Source organism: Paraburkholderia sp. BR10141, assembly GCF_056155635.1.
Map to the genome: position 1 here is coordinate 1 of NZ_JBMIQH010000063.1, position 17,223 is coordinate 17,223.

Genomic DNA, 17,223 nt, shown 5'->3' on the forward strand with positions numbered 1-17,223 from the left:
CAAGTTGCCAGGCTTCTAACCAAAGGATGCACTATGTCACCCAACTCCCGCGACGCCCACGAAACAGGAAGATGTGCCCCGAGAAGGGATCACGTCCGAGTGCTGACTGCACCAGTGCGGCAAGTCCATCCATGCCACGGCGCATATCGGTAACGCCCGCTGCCAGCCAGACACGGGTACCGGTCGGTGGGGCAATCATGCCGGCATCAGGCAGCGCAGCACGAGGCGCAACTGCACTGGGTCGACCCTACCCGTGACGCGCACACGGGCACCGTTCAGTTCAATCTCGATGCCCGACGCTGCAGGTACGCTCTCTCGATGTGGCTCGACAGGTTGTAGCGCCAGCGATACCGGCTCTGCCATCTCGCCTGTCGGTGCATCAGGCAGTGCTACCGGCAGCAACACCGCTGTGCCGTGCGCCGCTCCGTCATACAGACCCGCCCGCAGTTGCCGGCGCCACTTGAACACCATATTGGGATTCAGTCCATGCGCCTGCGCGAGCTTGGCCACCGAAATACCCGGCTCGCACGCCGCGACGGCAACTTGCCGTCGGTACTCCGGTGTGTAGTTCGGTCGGCCCTTGCGGTTCGATGGTCGCGAATTCCGTGTGTCCAAAGTAGTCCCCACCACTTGAAGTAACGGACATCACTTTGGACACCGGCTTCAGCTCTGTCCATGCGGCCACGAAATGACGCTTACCCAGTGCCTGCGGATAGGCCAAAAGCTTCCCGTTCTCGACGCCAGTTAAGAGCTCGCGGAAGCCATCGATCGCGGCTTCATGGCATTTTAGATTCAGGGTCAGTGCGGTATCGGTGGGCGCAATCAACACCTGGCGCTGAACCACGACGTCACCGGTATTGACACCGTCATCGATCCAATGCCACGTGATGGCATATTCGGTCTCTTGCGCCAGCAGCGCCCAGGACGTCACATGCATTCCCGCATATCGTGGCAATGGACCGTCGTGGTAACTAAAAGCACCTCGACGAACACCCTCCAACACATCCGCCGGCAGTATGAACGGATTGGCAACTGAGAAGATCCAATCTACCGGCGCAGCCTTCAAAAAAGAAGAGAGCTCTTCAACGCGTGATATGGACGGGATGTTCGAGCGAACAGCCCAATCGCGGAATACGCCGTCAGCACACAATGCTGCACCAATGACGTGGCCCATCTCAATTGCCAGCTGCACGCAGCTGATAGCGAGCGTACCACTCCCGACAACGACGGTAGAGGAGATCGACCGCGCTTCAGGTAGCCTGTCCTGATCACCCGGTTGGCAGACGCTTCCGCGCGCCGGAAATACCCGATATGACATCTTCACCGCTCCTGCAGTCCATCCATCAAGCTGAGCATTCCCACTATGGGCGTCGCGCCACGAAGCGACTTCAAATCAGCCACACGGGTTCGAATTTGCTCGAGATAACCGCGCCCGCGGTCGCTTGGTCAATACGCGGGTATTGGCGGTGCCGAAACTCTTGCGTGCCGCCAAGATCGTCCCAATGGGGGATTGCCGGATGCTCCAAATCCTGAAAGGACGGAGCCGTGACAAGTTTTCACCCGAGATTCGCGCCCGTATAGTTCGGATGGTTCTGAATCACGCCAGCGAGTATCCGTCGCGCTGGGCGGCAAGATCTCAATTGCGGACAATGGGTCGATTCGTCAACAACCGACGGCTCTTGGAGTCCATCGCAAATATCCCCCCGGCCGAGGCCGGACACGCCATGCCGGACAACCAAGCATGGCAGCATAACTCTAACCAAATGGCCGCCAGGCAAGCCCGGGGCGGTTCACGTTGCTCAATATGCCGAGCCTGTCGGGTCGTTAAGGTTGTGGCGCTCGGTTCCGTTGAGAGGCGGGTTGAAGATACTAACGAGGATCATGTCCTTGTCCCGCCCCCCGCGCAGAAAATGCTTGTCATGCTTGTCAAGCACATACATGTCGCCCTTGCGAATGGCGAAGACATTCCCTTCCATGTCCTCCACCTCGCCCTCTCCGGCGATGCAGTAGCAAGCTTCGAGATGGTTACGGTATTGCAAAAACGAGACCGTGTTAGCGCGCACTACGGTGTGGCAGACGCTAAAGCCCATGCCTTCCTTAGCCGTCAGGAGGCGGTGGCTAGTACCATTGCCCCAATCGACGAAGTGATCCGTCGCTTCAACATCGTTCAGGCTACGCACAATCATATTGTTTGATCGCAGGAATACAGGTGCAAGTCATTCGTAGAAGCGCGGCTTCCGCGCGCTCCCGAAGCGGAAAGCCAAGGTATGGCTTTTGGGACGGGGCAGGCTGGCAAGAACCTGCCAACCCATGTCCTCCACTGCCATTCGCCCCATTCCTGATACGGCACCGTCCAGACCTCGTCGGGGAGCCGTCGCCCAATCTTGATAACCCAATCATGAGATGAGAGACCTCGCCACGATGCGCGCGCGGCGGTCGTGGCAGCATCAGGATCGATCGAGCAAGTTTCATCTGAACTCCTAGAAGTGAGTTGCTAGATTGTTATGGTCAACGTATCCCTATCAAGCAACCGATGTGCCAACGACTTTCTGAAAACACAGCTGAGAAAACAAGGCGCCTCTCGCCGTGCTAGCTGGCATCCTGCCGTCACACTTGCGACATCGATGTCTTAAACGAGACACAGCTCAAGACAGGACCGCGGTGGTCGATGGCGATGATCGCTGGAAAAGTGCAATCTCCCCGAGAGGCTCAGACAACCTCGCTGTGCTGTGCGCCGGCATGGAAGAGCTCGCCATATGGCTCTGTCAGGTTGATGGAAAGGGGGCGGTAGAATGACGTCATGAAGAAGACAAAACCGCTTTATCACGGCCACCGGTTCCCTGCCGTCGTCATCAACTGCGCGGTTCGCTGGCATTTCCGGTTTAGCCTGAGCCTGCGCGACGTCGAGGAGTTGCTGCTCGAGCGTGGTGTTGTGGTCGCATGAGACGATCCATTGCTGGTGCGAGAAGTTCGGCGCCAGATTCGCCCAAGGCGCCAAGGCCGCGCGGCGCAAGCCGGGCTGCGCGGCGAGCCCCATATCTGTTGTGGCGAGCGGTCGACGAGCATGGCGCAGAACTGGACGTGCTTGTGCAAAAGCGGCGTGACAAGGCATCGGCAAAGCGCTTCTTCCTCAGGGTGCTGCGTTCAAACCCGGTGCCGCGCAAAATCGTGACCGACCAGCTGGGCAGCTATCCGGCGGCGAAGTCGGACATTGCTGAGCTTGCTCATGTGAAGCACGTCTTTGTCAAAGCGGCCGCACGCGTGAACAACCGTGCCGAGAACGGCCACCAGCCGACCCGCAGGCGGGAGCGCCAGATGTGCGGATTTCGCGATGCACGTCGCACGCAGGCGTTTCTTTCGTGCTTCGGTGCGATCCGGCAGCACTTCGCGTTGCCCAGACACCAGATGAACGCGGCATGTCATCGTACCGCGCTCCAGAAACGTTTCGCGACGTGGCATGGTTGGACTGTCACTGCCGCCGGAGACAGGGTTATCTAATAAGGATAACTACTCGTACGCCACAAGGACAGACTACATCGGCCAGCCTGACTGAGCCATTCTGGGGCAGCGAGCTACGCCTTCGTCGCCGAACCGCAAACCAATGGCGTTGCTGAGCGGTTCAATCGGAACATGAAAGAACAAGCGATTCACGGGCGTATCTTCAAGAATGTTGATGAAGTTCGTGACGCTGTCGTTGACTTCAAAGACCGTTACAACCGAGAGTGGCGGCTGGAAAAACTGGGGTTCATGTCACCCCTCGAACCCCGTCAGGCATGGATGTTTAAACAGGCCGCCTGAGTGCCAAAACCGTGTCCAAACAATCCGGGCCGATACAGGTCAAACGTCGTTAGACATGGGAGGCCTTGTCGATCTGCCGCATTTCACTATAGAGAATAACAATAGCGATAAGACCCGCCGCCATATCGGCAGCCGCTACCGAGAACAACAGGCCGTCATGTCCGTAAGCGTGCCGCAGCAAGGCCATCAGGGGCATCAGAAACACGCCATGCCGCAGTACCGCTACAAGCGTTGCCCAGATTGCGTCGCCCTTAGCCTGCATGAAAAGCAGACACACCTGTTGCACCGCTAACACCGGCAACGCACAATGGAACAGTAAGATCGCGCGGCTACCAATCTCTATCGTCGCCGACTCGTGCGTAAACCAGCCGATGATGGTCCTAGCTTGCCACACGACCCAGCCGGCATAGACTCCGGCGAACGTTAGCGCGACGGCAACCATAGTCCGAACCGCTTGCGCCACCCGTGTCCAGTTACCTGCGCCGACATTAAACCCTACAACCGGCTGCGCCCCGATGCACAGCCCATACAGCGGAAGTACCGCCAACATCGCCAAGCGGCTGGCCAAACCTATCGCCGCCACCGATGCCTCGCCGTAGCGAGCAGCGAACCCATTGAGCATGGACATGGCCGCTACCGCGAGCAGCGTATTGAGCGCTGGTGGAATGCCGATGCGGGCGATGCTCGCCAGCCGGCACCAGCAGCGTCCCACCGATGGCCACAATAAGACGATGGCCCCGTGCCTGCCCGCGAAATGTCGCCAATACAAGGTTAAGCCGCACAACTGGGCCAGAAATGTTGCGATACCGGCCCCATCGATGCCCAGCCCCAACCAGAAAATCATCACCGGGTCGAGTGCCGCGTTCATTGCGAAGGATGAGACTTGGGTCGTCATGCTGAGCACGGTATTGCCATCCGCTCTCACGATGAAACCACAGACCATATTGAATACCACTGCCACATAGCCCAGCAGCAGCCAATGAAGATAAGCCACCGCCAGTGGCAAAGTCGATGGTCCAGCGCCTAGCCATGCCAGCAAACTTGGAGCCAACAGCCAGCCGGCGATTGCCGCAATGCCAGCAATTACCATCGCAGACCATAACGCGTGCGAGGCATAATCGTTGGCAGAGTGATCGTCGGCGCGCCCCAGGCTTCGAGCAATCAACGAGGCGGCCCCTGCACCGAAGATCTGGCCTATTGCCGTGATGCCCATTGCAAACGGGAACGAGAATGCCATCGCCGCGAGTGCCGCTGTTCCGAGCCGTCCCACGAAATAGGCGTTGAGCAACTGATAAGCGGCACTGACAGTGACTCCAATGACGGAAGGAAGAGCCAGCCGCAGGATCAGTGGCAACAGTCGATCATGGGCCATTGACTGCATCCGTGATGCCGCAACTGCTGGCGTTTTCATACCATGGCTCCCTTCACGCTTGCTGCGTCCACATCTTCCTTATTGTCCCTGAGCCATCCGGCATAAGCCGCGAGACAATGCAGCAACTGACGTCCCAGCATGTTCGCCTCCTCTGCGGAAAAGCAATGCAGCGCACAATGCATCTGGATACGAAGTTTACCGTCCACATTGTCGATATCTAACCGCAACGTGTGATGACGGTTGGACCCCATCCCATCACCCGTCCAGATCGTCGGTTGAGCAAGGCCGAGCAGCATGCGCGTACGAAGATTGTCTAACGCAGCGCGATAGTTGACGACAACACGAGGCCAGTCGAAATCCATGAGTGCCTTCGCCTGATCGTCCGGCAGCAGATACGCAGCCGCCCGTAGCCCAATGCCATGGATCCGCGCCGAATTGCGCTGACGACGCACCACTTTCAGCCGTTCCGCCACACTGAGTCGCCCCTCACAAACGATGGCCAACGGGACAAGCTCCGCGGTAAAGCCCATAACCGTCGACAGATCCTGACCCGGCAGGATAGGCGTGCGCAGCATGTCCATGCTGTCCAAAAACAGCCCTCGTCGCTGGTTGCCCCGTCCTGCCACCTCCGCCAAGGCGCACAGGATGACGTCGAACGCGTCAAAGCCGTGCCGTTCCGGATGCAGATCGAGCAGAACCTTTGTCGATTCCGCATCCAGGTCCAGATAGCGAATCCCCTTGCGCGCGCACAAGGCCTCGAAAGCAGCATCACTGTGCATCTGCCCAGTATGGAGCATCTCGAACAAGCGGCGGCTGGCATCAGCGCCACTATCGACTGGCTCAACCTCGAGGACTGTAGCACTATCCTCACGCAGCAGTTCCCATGGCCGGCTTCGCCAATAAGCAATGTGGCTGTCCAACGAACCGCTCACATGTTCGCGCAGCGCCTTCACCCATCGATTCAACTGCGCGCGGCCACTGAATGCGGGAACTGGCGCGTGGCCATGCTCTCTAGCCAGATAGTAGCGTTCTACTTCGTCCAGCAGCAGCCGGAACCCATAGCCGTCGACTAGAAAATGATGAATTATGATAAAAATCCAACTGTGCGGCCGCCCACCGACCTCCGCCTCGATCAATTGGAAACGCGACATCCAGGTACGACCATCGAACCGGAATGCATATTGCGCTTTCTCAGCGATACCAGATACCTCTCGCGTGCAATCATCGAGCTCTGCGTACGAGCCCAATGCAACTCGCTCCAGATGCAACGCTCCGACTCCGGTATGGAAGCGTAGATCATCGTCATCTCGAGAGATCCTGGTGCGCAACAGTGGGTAGTCTTTCGCCAACCTGACGATAGCGGACTCCAATATGGCCGGATCCAAACGGCAGCTATCGTCTTGCCAGATCGCGTACATGTTGAAATGCTCGTCTAAACCCATGCGCCGATTCATGAAGCGTATCGTAGGCGTTACTTCCACGCCACCGTCGATTTGGCCATCGTGGTGCACCAGTTCGCCAGAGCGGGCATCGACCAGCCCGGCCAGTTCGCGTAACACTGGATAATCGTACAACTCGCTGACAGAAAAGCGGATGTCCATCTTGGCCGCCTGCGCCACACAGCGCACGCTCAGCATAGAGGTACCACCCAGTGAGAAGAAATGCGCGTCCGCACCAATCGTCGATATACCAAGCACTTCCTGCCAAACCGCGGCCAGTGCATTCTCGGTCGTGGTGACCAGCGGCGCGAATACGCCCACCGCGGTTTGCCGTGGCAACGGCAAGCGTGAACGGTCCAGTTTACCGCCCGGCAGCTTAGGCAAAGCCCGCAAGCGGACAAATGAACGGGGAATAGTATGGGGCAACAGCGAATGACGGAGCATTTGTCTGAACCCATCCTCCGTCGACGGCAGCTTCGCCTCAGTGCCCACCACGTAGGCAGTCAACAGCGGCTCGCCATCCGCGGCGCGGTGCAAATGCACCGCGGCCTCCTCGACCCCAGGACATTTTCGCAAGACGTGAGAAATCTCATCCAGTTCAACGCGCAAGCCATGGATCTTGATTTGGTTGTCACGCCTTCCGAGGAACTCCAGGCGGCCGTCGTCACGGTGGCGTCCCAAATCGCCAGTGCGATAAGCCACAGTTCCGAAAGGCTGTAACTCTGGCACCGAATTATCAACAAATCGCTCGGCCGTCAACTCCCTGCTGCCATGGTAGCCACTCGCCAGGCAGTCACCCGTCACCAGGATCTCCCCCACCGCACCTTGAACCACCGGCCGCAACTTGTCATCTACGACCGCTATGCCGACATTGGCCACCGGCTTACCGATCGGGACAATCCGTTCATCAGCGCCCACTTCGCACACCTCCGCCCAAGCGGCGTTCGAACTACACTCGGAGGACCCGTAGAAGTTGAACAAACGGGCCTGTGGGAACGCCTCGAGAAAGCGCCGAGCCAACTCTGGCGGCAACGCCTCAGCGCTTGAGGTGACCAGCCGCAAATCTGAAACCGAGCGTCCGTCCGTCAATTGTGCCGTCAAAATGCCGGTGATCAATGGTGGCGAGCACAGCAGACGCGTTACCCGGTAACGATCGAGCTGCAATAGCAGCAGGGATGGATCTTGCAGTTCTTGCTGACTCAGCAGCAAACTAGGAACGCCTTGTAAGAGTGGCCCAAAGATTTCCCATTGACTGGCAACCAGCGCCGCCGACTTCTGCACTACGCAGACATCGCCTGCCTGAAATGGGAATTGCCCCCACATCCAGTGCAAACGATTTAGGCATGCTGTAGCGGAAACTACAACGCCCTTCGGTTTTCCCGTAGAGCCAGATGTGTATACGATCTGCAGCACTTCATGCGAGCAAGATGGCGAAGGGGCGGCATCTGTTTCCTCATTGCCGCATGCAACTTCCTCCGACGGCAGTAGCACCAGCCCTCTGTCACGAAATGCTTCCCGCTGCAACGGCGTGGCAACGAAGGCATTGGGAGCGACATCTTTGGCAATCTCAAGTATGCGACTTAACGGATAATTTGCCCCGATCACCGAGTAGGTTGCGTGCAGCTTGATCGCAGCCAGAATAACGATCAACGCGTTAATGCCGCGGTCAATGCCAAGCAGCACCCTGTCGCCGGCACCAACACCGGAGGCTGCAAGTCTGTTAGCAAAACGGTTGGCCGCTGCATCCAACTCTGCGTACGAAATGCGGCCGCGCTCCCAGAAATAAGCAATATCCACTGGTGACATTTTTGCACGCACTTCGAACATTTCGCGTAGCGTACTAGCGCCTGTATAAGCCAGCCGTCCTCCGTTGTACCGCTTAAGAAAAGCCTTTTCAGCTGGGTGCCGCAGATCCAGCTCTGCCAGCGGCGCTGCGGGCGCCGCAATGATCGCCTGAATAATTTGCTGCAGGTTGAGCAGCATTCTGGAAACGAGCTCGTCGGAGAACAGCTCGGTGCAATAGGACATCTGCAGATAGATGCCGTCCCCCTCTTCCTGACAGTAAAGAGTGAGATCGTACTTGGTATAACCGTTTTCCAATTCTCGGGCGACAATTGACACGTCTTGCCGCCCCTCAGAAATCAGCTCTGCCTTCTCCGAATACATGTTGAACATCGCCTGGAATACGGGGGAAAAATTGCTTCCACGTACCACGTCAACTGCTTCCAACATCCGACTGAATGGATATGCCTTGTTGAAGGCAGCACCGATGACAGTTTGCTGTGTCGTGGCCAGATTTTCGATGAATGACTTGTCAGGATTTATCTTCACCCTTAGCGGCAACATGTTTAGGAAGAACCCCAGCAGGTTTTCCGTACCTGACTGTTCTCGCACTACATTCGGAGTGCCGACGATGATATCGTCCTGTCCACTGTACTCCCTCAACAAAACGTAAAACGTCGTCAGTAACACGCTGAAAAGCGTTGTGCGATTGTCCGCAGCGAGTTCGCGAAGTCTGGACGCCGCGAGAGCCGGAATTTGTATGGCGTGTGACTTACCGGTGTAATGCATTCGCCTCGGACGAGGCTTATCGGAAGGCAGGGTCAGCACCGGCAACTCACCCGACAGCTGTTGTGCCCAGTACGCGCGCTGTCGCGCCCAGCAGTCCGATCGAAACTGCTCAGACTCCCATTTCGCGAAATCCGCGAACGAAATTTCGGCTTCGAGACCGTCCTCTGAGCTGACTCCCGCCTTGTAAAATTCACGCAGTTTGCGCACCATCACCGAAAGCGACCACGCGTCCATAATGATTTCATGCGTGGTAAAGATGACAACATGCCGGTCTGATCTCTCTCGTACTAGTAGTGCGCGATACAGTGCGCCCGCGGCGAGATCAAAGGACGGATGAAACTCGCTCGCCTTCAGTTCAGCCAACCTAGGGGCACGATGGTCGCCGCAAAGGTCTATAAAGCGCAAACTGCCCTTCGGCGGTGAATCGAAGGTCAAATAAGGATTGCTGCTCTTTTCGACGAATCGGATGCGCAGTGTGTCGAAGTACTGCACCACCGCATCCCAAGCCCGACTAAAGCGATCCCGATCAAGCTCTCCGCAGCATTCGAGCGCCGTTTGCAGGGTATAGTTGGATGCTGTTGGATCAAGCTTCCACAAAAACCATAAGTGTTTTTGAATGTGGCTGGCCGGAGCCTCTCCGCCCTCATCACGGCGACTGCCGACAATGGCGGGGAGCGACTCATGCGCATCCTCTTTCTCGGCCAGGAGCTCGGTCAACTCATCTATTGTGCACTGATACAGGTCAACCACTGAAACTTCGCAGGCGAATTCGCTCCGAATACGGTTGATCGCAAGCATGGCGCGCAGCGAGTCACCGCCCATCAGCAAAAAGTTGTCGTTTCGTCCCAGCCGGTCTAGATGCAGTATCTCGGCTAGCAGCCTGCACAACCGAACCTGAAGACCGTCAGCAGGCTCCAGATATTTCACATCGGACAAAGGACGCAAACTTTCCGGGGAAGGCAATTTTTTGTAATCAAATTTGCCATTGGCGTTTAATGGTAATGTCGCCATCTCGAAAAAAAGATCAGGCAGCATGTAGTCAGGCAACTGACGCGACATGTGTTCGCGCAAAGCGCTCCGAGTAACCTCCTCTCGAAGCTTGACGAAGGCCACGAGGCGCGGCAGTCTTTCCGCTTCCCCCAGACTATTTAGTGTTTCCCTTGCCGTCAGTTTCACCCGATTGTCAGCGGGGTAATGCACCACTACGGCCGCGGCCTCGACTGCTGCATGTAACCCCAGCAAACCTTCCACCTCGTTTAGCTCAATACGATAGCCACGCAGCTTAACCTGACGATCTGCTCTTCCGAGACACTCCAGTAAGCCATCCTCGCGCATCCTCACGAGATCGCCAGTCTTGTATAATCGATCATATCCGCGCTTATCGCTGAAAGGGTTAACCACAAAAGCCTCCTCGGTACGCGCGTCGTCGTTAATGTAGCCACGCGCAAGGCCAACGCCGGCTACACAGAGTTCGCCTACGTCACCTGACGCAACAAGCGTCAGCGCCGCTGCATCTGGCCTGACCACATAGATTTGCAGATTGTCTATCGATTTCCCGATTGGCATAAATGCCTGACCTTCCGCCGGAGAGTTAGAAATCAAAGCATGCGTGACACCGTCGGCACATTCAGTTGGTCCATAGTGGTTGAGGATGGGAATAGACGGGTACATGGCCAGCCAGCGTCGGCATACGTCGGGCGGCAATGCCTCCCCGACGGTGGAAATCCTGCGCAGCGCCGGCAGCGCGCGTGCCTCGATCAATTCGACTTCGGCCACAAACGAGCGTAGTTGTGACGGCACAAATTGAATGACCGATACTTGGCATTCGCGCAGCTCAAGCAGCAGCCGCGACGGATCGCATACGACGTCTCTATTAATGATCCGCGTGCACGCCCCCACTTGCAGCGCCGCCATAAATTGCCACAGAGAAATGTCAAAACAGTGCGATGCAGTCTGCGCCACCTGGTCAGTTTTACTGATCTCCAGATCGCGGACCTTAGCATGCAAGTGATTGACAAGGCTCCGCTGTTCAACCATTACGCCCTTTGGTTGACCGGTGGTACCCGAAGTAAAAATGACGTAGGCAAGATCACTGCCTTTGCCTCTGGGCCCGACAAAGGCTACGCTCGATGCTTGCGCTTCCTCAATATCAAGAAGCACCAGTTCCGGTTTGGCTGCCTCCAAATACGCCGCCTGTTCGTAGCAGTTATGGTCGGTCACCAGCAGGCAGCATTTACTCTTCTCCAGCATGTAATCCAAACGTTCCGCTGGATACTGACGATCAAGCGGCATATAGGTACCGCGAATCTTAAAAATGGCAAGCATCGCAGCCAATAAATCAGTTCCTCGCTCCATCAGCACGCCGATGACGGGCGCCTCGCGGCCACAGCGCTCAGTCAGCGCCATTGCGATGCGATTAGACTGCTCATCAAGCTCCCGATACGTCACCGACTCGCTGCCATGCCTCGCTGCTATATGTTGCGGATAACGCCGTGCCACATCACAAAAGTAGTCCACTGCCAATGGTGTTTTCATTTCAATCTCACTCACTCTATTAAATGCTTGAAGTAACCGGCCCTATACTAAAACCAGCTGTCTCGGCGGACGACCGAAAAAGTATCCGTGGAATGATCGTCGAATGGTTCATTGCGTTTGGATTGGATAACTGGTTACGATTAGAATCAGTACCGATAACCGCGAAAGATGCGGCTGGCGCGAGCAACGTTACAACTCGATGGCGCATAGATCGCCTTCCGATCGCACATTGCTATGACGATGCGAGACCGAACCCACCGAGTGCCCGCATCGCGTAACGGCGCTATATCTTGCGCCAGCCCCGCAGTTCTCCCCAATCCTCAGAGAGCGAGTTCCTGGCACGCTTCCGAAACGGTCGCGCAGCGCTTACTGTCAGAAAGTAGTGTCGCGCTCGCGACGAAGGCTTTCGGATCATCGGCAACAAGCGACCAATCGTGGGAAAACCGCACAGTGCGTGATCTGTTCATCGTTAAAGTAACCGTCCTCAATCACAATCACGACCTTAGCTCGAGCAAGCGATGTCAGTTCAAGAAGAGGACTATGCAATGAGTCGTGGCAAGGAATTCACTTCATACAGGTTTCGAACTGTATGCTGCAATATAAAAACTACAGTAAAGCGCGCGAATAATTGAAACATGTGCGCTTCGACACCCGACGCTCCAGTAGCATACGTTCAGAAGTATTCAACAGTCATATAGTGGATTAGAAGGTGCGATGGCTCTGCTCGATTAGGTCGTCCTGACCGTCGCGTTGATGTCGGTGCTCACATGCTGCTCACTTCGCCGCACAGCTTCATTCTGGCAGAGCCCTTGTTAACTTTCTTTGTGAGATATATCGTTCGTCGGACTGCACAGCAACGCAGGAAGAAACTTCCCGGTCAGGGAGCGGAATGGAACTGATGATCCAGAGCGCCGTTTCCTTAGTAACGCGTAGCGCGGCACCTTGAGTGGACGCCGCAATAACATAACATGTCGACTGTCATTTTTTGAAGATCTTGTCTGTGGCTCGTGAGGCTTTGGCTTCGTGTTCACGCTTCGTTACCTTCCGCTTTAATTTCCCCGCGACAGCAGATGCAATAGTTGAGCCAACGCCACGACACACCGGATAGATATCTCACAACACATTGCTGATCGGGATGATTGATGGGCATTCACCCTCCAAAACGCTTGCGGGATCTTGCGCCAAGCATCGTTTGTCGGTTTGCCTGTGTTGCATGTCCGACAATGTTGGATGTGCAACACCACGGATTACCGCGACGAAGGCCGATCAAAGCGGCGAACTTACTGACGAGATCATTACAGTAATCAGGGCCAACTCGGTCTCATTGAAGAACTTGCGGTCGACCACCAGCGCCTTGACCGCCTCGCCTTTCTCATGAGCGCGACCTGCAGCCAGATAGGCCGGCTAGTGCACGTCCCAATCGAATTCGGCACCCGAGATTCAGCAGCGACACGAAGGGCTGCCCAAAGCGATTATCGATCGGGCGTGGGATGCGCAGTTGCGACTGCGCCGGCGATATCGCAAGCTCGTGACCCGAGGCAAGAACGCCAACATAGCGGACGTTGCCGTTGCGCGCGAATTAGCCGGTTTCACTGGGACATTGCCCGACTCGCGATGGCGCTTGCATTGCCGCGTAGCGTGCAGTCCATATGAGACTGATGACGGGTCGGTATTGATGATCGATGAACTGATTCATGAAGGGAGTTTCCTGAAGTCGGCGTAGCCCGGTATTCGAGCAATCCGCGCTTCCACTTCGCAACGGGCAGTCCCCGACTTGCGTTTTAAGAAGGCGGCACGCTCATGAGACGGAATGGAACGAACGCCCCCCACCACGGCCGGTGAGGAAATGCAGGACAGTGGATCCTCGCGGGCCGACGGCATCAAGTGCCCAAGTGGGAAATCATGACGATTTCCCAAGGCTAACCGGAGGATCCACATTGAACTATGGGATAGTCGGTGCCGACATCGCAAAGAACGTCATGCAGTTGCATTGGATGGATCCGGATACCGGGGAGATCATCAACAGCCAATCAAGCGAGCCGCATCTCTGGGGCACTTCGCGAATCGTGCTCCTTGCCTAGTCGGCATGAAGCATGCGGCGGCGCCCAATTGGGCCGGACGACTGATTGAAATGGGACATCAGGTGAAGCTGATACCGGCGAAATTTTCCAAGGTGTTCAACATCCGCAATAAAAACGATGCTGCAGACGCCCGTGCCATCTGGATGGCGACGCAGATGTCGGGGAAATCTGTGGCAGTCAAGACCGAAGCCCAGCTGCGCAGCTAGATTCATGCAACAACGCCAATAAAAAATAGAAAAAAGCTGGAAACACGTTGCATAAAAATCGCCCCGAAACCCAAACAAAAAGGGTATCGGGGCGGAATACACATTGGAGAATTACCGGAGAAACCCTGCACAAAACTCCTAACCAACGTTTCGCACAGGCACACAATTAACAGAGCAACAGCAGCTGACTCAGTTAATCGGGCAATTACGATTGCTAATCGGCAAAGAAACGTTTGTCAAACCAAATGCCATCAATTTCGCTGATAGTGGCTCGATGTTCGCCAATTCGGCTACCGCTCTAGCCTAGCTAGGCTGCTGAAGTACCTCCTGTTAGAAGCAGGCTTTCTGCGGTTACGCGGCTCTCGCTGCGCGTTCCGTCGCATTGTGAAATTTCAACGCAAAGCTCATGCTGGTTCGGCGGGTTGAGGCCAATTGCTGGCCCTATTGCCGCTTTTTTTCGCCACTATGGGCGTACCTGTGCCAATGAACGCAGGCGCACGAGGTTGTAAACGGCCATGTTCAACACGAACATCTGGTCCACCTTCTTCAAGCTGCGCACCACGGTCTTGGCCCACCCGAAGCCCTCCTGTGCGTCGTAACCCTTATCTGCACCTAGCGTGATTTCTGCACTCGCGTCTCCTGCCGCTTGCCGTGCGTCGTTGATCATGACCTTGGCTGCTTCACGCTCGGCATGCCCGTCAGCGCGCGTCACGCGTGCGTTGACCACCAGGCCATGCCGATTGTCGGTTAGCGTGTGGCCCATGTAACGCAATTCGCTGGCCGTTTTGCCTTTGCGATAGAGCCGCGCACCGGGATGCGGTCCTGGACTCATGCGTCTCGTTGCTACGCTTCTCGCCCTTGGAGTCGCCCGTACCACCACCTTCGCTGTCCTGATCGTCACTGTCCTTGGGCGCAAAGCTCTTGTGCCCCGCCCACGCCTGGATCAGCGTCCCGTCCACACTGAAGTGCCCGCCCGAGAGCAGGCACTTCTTCCCGGCGATCGCCACAACTTTGAGCTTGCGCTCAAACCTCCCATCTACCGTCAAAGCTACAAAGCATGGTGGATTTTTGCGACGGTAACCGATCATCAATCGGAGGATGTTATTAAACTCACACCATTGGGAGTGACGATCTCACCGGAATCCGGGTCGACCCAGTGCACCTGAAAGATGTTTTTTGGCAATGTCCACAGCGGGCCGCGTTAAAGAGCCAATTCGGGGGCGGCCTAATCGAGCCACTGCATGGGCGGCGAAGGAGCCACCCTGCAGGCGGCGTGCAGAAGCCAGCGGCAACGGGCGCAAGCGCAACTCGAACTTTCCAATTCGGTTCACTCCGTTCATTTGAACGGAGCGCCTATGGCCAACAGTGCAGAAGTTGCTGCGTGCACAGCGCGTGACGTTACCTAGGCGCGGCGGCGTCGAGTTGAGCTGCGTTGAGGCATGTGAAGTGGATGCGCCCACCGGTGTGCAGTCCGTCGTCTGGCGCCTGCTGAGCAACCGCGAGGTGTCCGATGCACATGTATCACCGAACTGATCGACTGGTACCGCGCGAGGCGGGAGATCGAGATGTTCTTCAATGTGTTGAAGAACGCATGTCGGGTTGAAACGTTGCAGCTCTCACAGATGGAGCGCGTGGAGAAGGCGCTTGTGCTGTATATGATGGTGTCCTGGCGTATCGCACGGCTCATGCGGCTGGGCAGGACCTGCCCGGACCTGGATGCTTCGCTGTTCTTTGATGCTGACGAGACACACGGCGCTCACGTGCTCTCAAAGCAACCCCGCCCGAATAAGCCGCCGACGCTGAACCAGAAGATTCGGATGATCGCGTCACTGGGTGGATTCCTCGGGCGCAAGGGCGACGGTGAACCCGGCGCGAAGACACTGTGGATTGGCATGCAGCGTGATGGACGCGGTGGTCACTATCCAGATCCTGCGCGAAGGGTACAAAACTTCTGTTAACGAGATGCGCTTAACCTGCATTGCGAACTACGCATCCCACGAATCCGCATCGCGCGACCACGCGACACATGCGGCATAACCGCTCAGGGCACGAAGCCAAACAGCGTCGAGTCTCGCAATCAAGTCGCGATTGCATACGCTCTCCTCGCTAACTAGGATGCTTGGTTCGTGCTGCCTGTCGCCAAGTACAGAAAACCATGTCATGCCCCCTCCGATGCCGACGCCAAGTGCCTTCAACACCGCTTCCTTTGCCGTCCATACGTCATAAAACGCGTCGGTTCGCCTGTACATCGGCAAAGCGGTCACTTGTGCCTCGTCGCGCGGCGCAAATACCGCTGATGCGAGCTTCCTCCAATTGATGTCTTTGCGCGCAAATTCGATATCGACACCAACCCTCCGTCGCCGGCCAATTGCGATCAGAGCATACTGCTCCGAATGCGAAACGTTAAAGTCGAGTTGCCCACCGAACCCGCTTTGCATCGACTTATCGAGACGCGGCCGTCCGCCGGTGTCTCGCTCGAAACGCAATTCACTGGCCTCCGAATCTGTTCGTTCCGCGAGCAACTGACGCAGTACGACGCGCGTCACCGCACAACGCAGCGCATCGTCGCGGCGTCGGAAGCGCGCGACCTTCGCACGCTCATCGTCCGAGAGCGGAGCGAATGCGGGACAGTCGAGCATGACGCGAAAATCGAAGCTGATGCAAAATATTTCAATATTTGCTGCGGAGGCACGCGGTGGAGCGAGCTCGTGCACATTGAAAGCCGACGTTGCAGGGACGATCATCAATTCACTCCGTTAGTGACGGTAACAGGCAGTTGCTGTGCGATTATGCCGCGCGAGGAACAGAGGTGCTCAAGTTTCTGAAACAGGTTGCAGATCACGTGCGCTCGTCTGGAGCAGGTCGGCCGATGAAATTCTGTCGCGTCTCGAACGGTTTTGCGCACGCGTCTAAACGATACGAGATGAACGCCATGAACATGACACACCAGCGATTGACGACGCCGTGCTCGCGCTCCTCTATTCGACATTGCACGCCCGGCATTGTCACCCATTGAAAGGCCGTTGGAAAGACAGTACAGCACTACGCACAAGGCGCAGCCTTCCGTTGTTGCGAAACCTTCGCCAACCCCGCGCGAAGCGCCGCGACGCATCCGATATTTCGTTCGCCTAGTGGCGGAATTGATCCACGAGCACGAAAGCGCCGCATAGCGATCAAAGGAGGTTTGCACGAGAGCCGTCTGCGACGGCACCGACTCCCAG

General features: G+C 56.6%; 8 protein-coding genes and 6 pseudogenes. 5 read left to right on the forward strand and 9 right to left on the reverse strand.

Going from position 1 to position 17,223, the window contains the following annotated elements; translation table 11 throughout:
* Nucleotides 1–31: 31 nt before the first annotated feature.
* The 4 genes and pseudogenes from tnpB to ACOJB8_RS39345 form a co-directional block, all read right to left on the reverse strand.
* On the reverse strand, nucleotides 32–199 hold the full coding sequence (gene tnpB, locus ACOJB8_RS39330; protein WP_475017607.1) for an IS66 family insertion sequence element accessory protein TnpB: 168 nt from the start codon (nucleotides 197–199) through the stop codon (nucleotides 32–34).
* Complete coding sequence (gene tnpA / locus ACOJB8_RS39335) at nucleotides 196–630, reverse strand: IS66-like element accessory protein TnpA (protein ID WP_368697406.1); 435 nt, start codon at nucleotides 628–630, stop codon at nucleotides 196–198. Before tnpA ends, tnpB begins: the two co-directional genes overlap by 4 nt.
* A gap of 139 nt (nucleotides 631–769) precedes the next feature.
* A pseudogene (locus ACOJB8_RS39340) lies at nucleotides 770–1,318 on the reverse strand (formyltransferase family protein); the annotation flags it as partial.
* Between the two features lie 481 nt (nucleotides 1,319–1,799).
* Nucleotides 1,800–2,186 (reverse strand): ectoine synthase, encoded by a 387-nt coding sequence (locus ACOJB8_RS39345; RefSeq protein ID WP_368605762.1) that lies wholly within the window; start codon nucleotides 2,184–2,186, stop codon nucleotides 1,800–1,802.
* Between the two features lie 614 nt (nucleotides 2,187–2,800).
* Here ACOJB8_RS39345 and ACOJB8_RS39350 point away from each other — a divergent pair.
* Nucleotides 2,801–3,498: pseudogene (locus ACOJB8_RS39350) on the forward strand (IS6 family transposase).
* 51 nt (nucleotides 3,499–3,549) lie between these two features.
* Nucleotides 3,550–3,798, forward strand: a complete 249-nt coding sequence (locus ACOJB8_RS39355) for an integrase core domain-containing protein (protein WP_342922808.1) — start codon at nucleotides 3,550–3,552, stop codon at nucleotides 3,796–3,798.
* 49 nt (nucleotides 3,799–3,847) lie between these two features.
* Here the strand turns inward: ACOJB8_RS39355 and ACOJB8_RS39360 are convergent, their stop codons facing one another.
* Both ACOJB8_RS39360 and ACOJB8_RS39365 read right to left on the reverse strand, forming a co-directional pair.
* Nucleotides 3,848–5,209 carry an MATE family efflux transporter gene (locus ACOJB8_RS39360; protein WP_475017610.1) on the reverse strand — a complete coding sequence of 454 codons (1,362 nt, stop codon included), beginning with the start codon at nucleotides 5,207–5,209 and terminating at the stop codon, nucleotides 3,848–3,850.
* Nucleotides 5,206–11,715, reverse strand: a complete 6,510-nt coding sequence (locus tag ACOJB8_RS39365; RefSeq protein WP_475017612.1) for an amino acid adenylation domain-containing protein — start codon at nucleotides 11,713–11,715, stop codon at nucleotides 5,206–5,208. Before ACOJB8_RS39365 ends, ACOJB8_RS39360 begins: the two co-directional genes overlap by 4 nt.
* 1,429 nt (nucleotides 11,716–13,144) lie before the next feature.
* On the opposite strand from ACOJB8_RS39365, the pseudogene ACOJB8_RS39370 reads away from it, so the two are divergent.
* Nucleotides 13,145–13,368: pseudogene (locus ACOJB8_RS39370) on the forward strand (IS110 family transposase); the annotation flags it as partial.
* A 284-nt stretch (nucleotides 13,369–13,652) separates the two neighbouring features.
* Nucleotides 13,653–13,990: pseudogene (locus tag ACOJB8_RS39375) on the forward strand (IS110 family transposase); the annotation flags it as partial.
* Nucleotides 13,991–14,465: 475 nt separating this feature from the next.
* Here ACOJB8_RS39375 and ACOJB8_RS39380 read toward each other — a convergent pair.
* Nucleotides 14,466–15,015, reverse strand: a pseudogene (locus ACOJB8_RS39380) (transposase); the annotation flags it as partial.
* A 352-nt stretch (nucleotides 15,016–15,367) separates the two neighbouring features.
* Between ACOJB8_RS39380 and ACOJB8_RS39385 the strand changes: the two are divergent.
* Nucleotides 15,368–15,940 (forward strand): annotated as a pseudogene (locus tag ACOJB8_RS39385) (IS4 family transposase); the annotation flags it as partial.
* A 47-nt stretch (nucleotides 15,941–15,987) separates the two neighbouring features.
* Here ACOJB8_RS39385 and ACOJB8_RS39390 read toward each other — a convergent pair.
* A complete protein-coding gene (locus tag ACOJB8_RS39390) occupies nucleotides 15,988–16,746 on the reverse strand; it encodes a 4'-phosphopantetheinyl transferase family protein (protein ID WP_069269356.1) in 759 nt (252 codons plus the stop codon).
* Nucleotides 16,746–17,223, reverse strand: a 478-nt coding sequence (locus ACOJB8_RS39395; RefSeq protein ID WP_475017614.1) for a hypothetical protein, incomplete at its 5' end; no start/stop codon positions are given. The genes ACOJB8_RS39395 and ACOJB8_RS39390, both read right to left, overlap by 1 nt.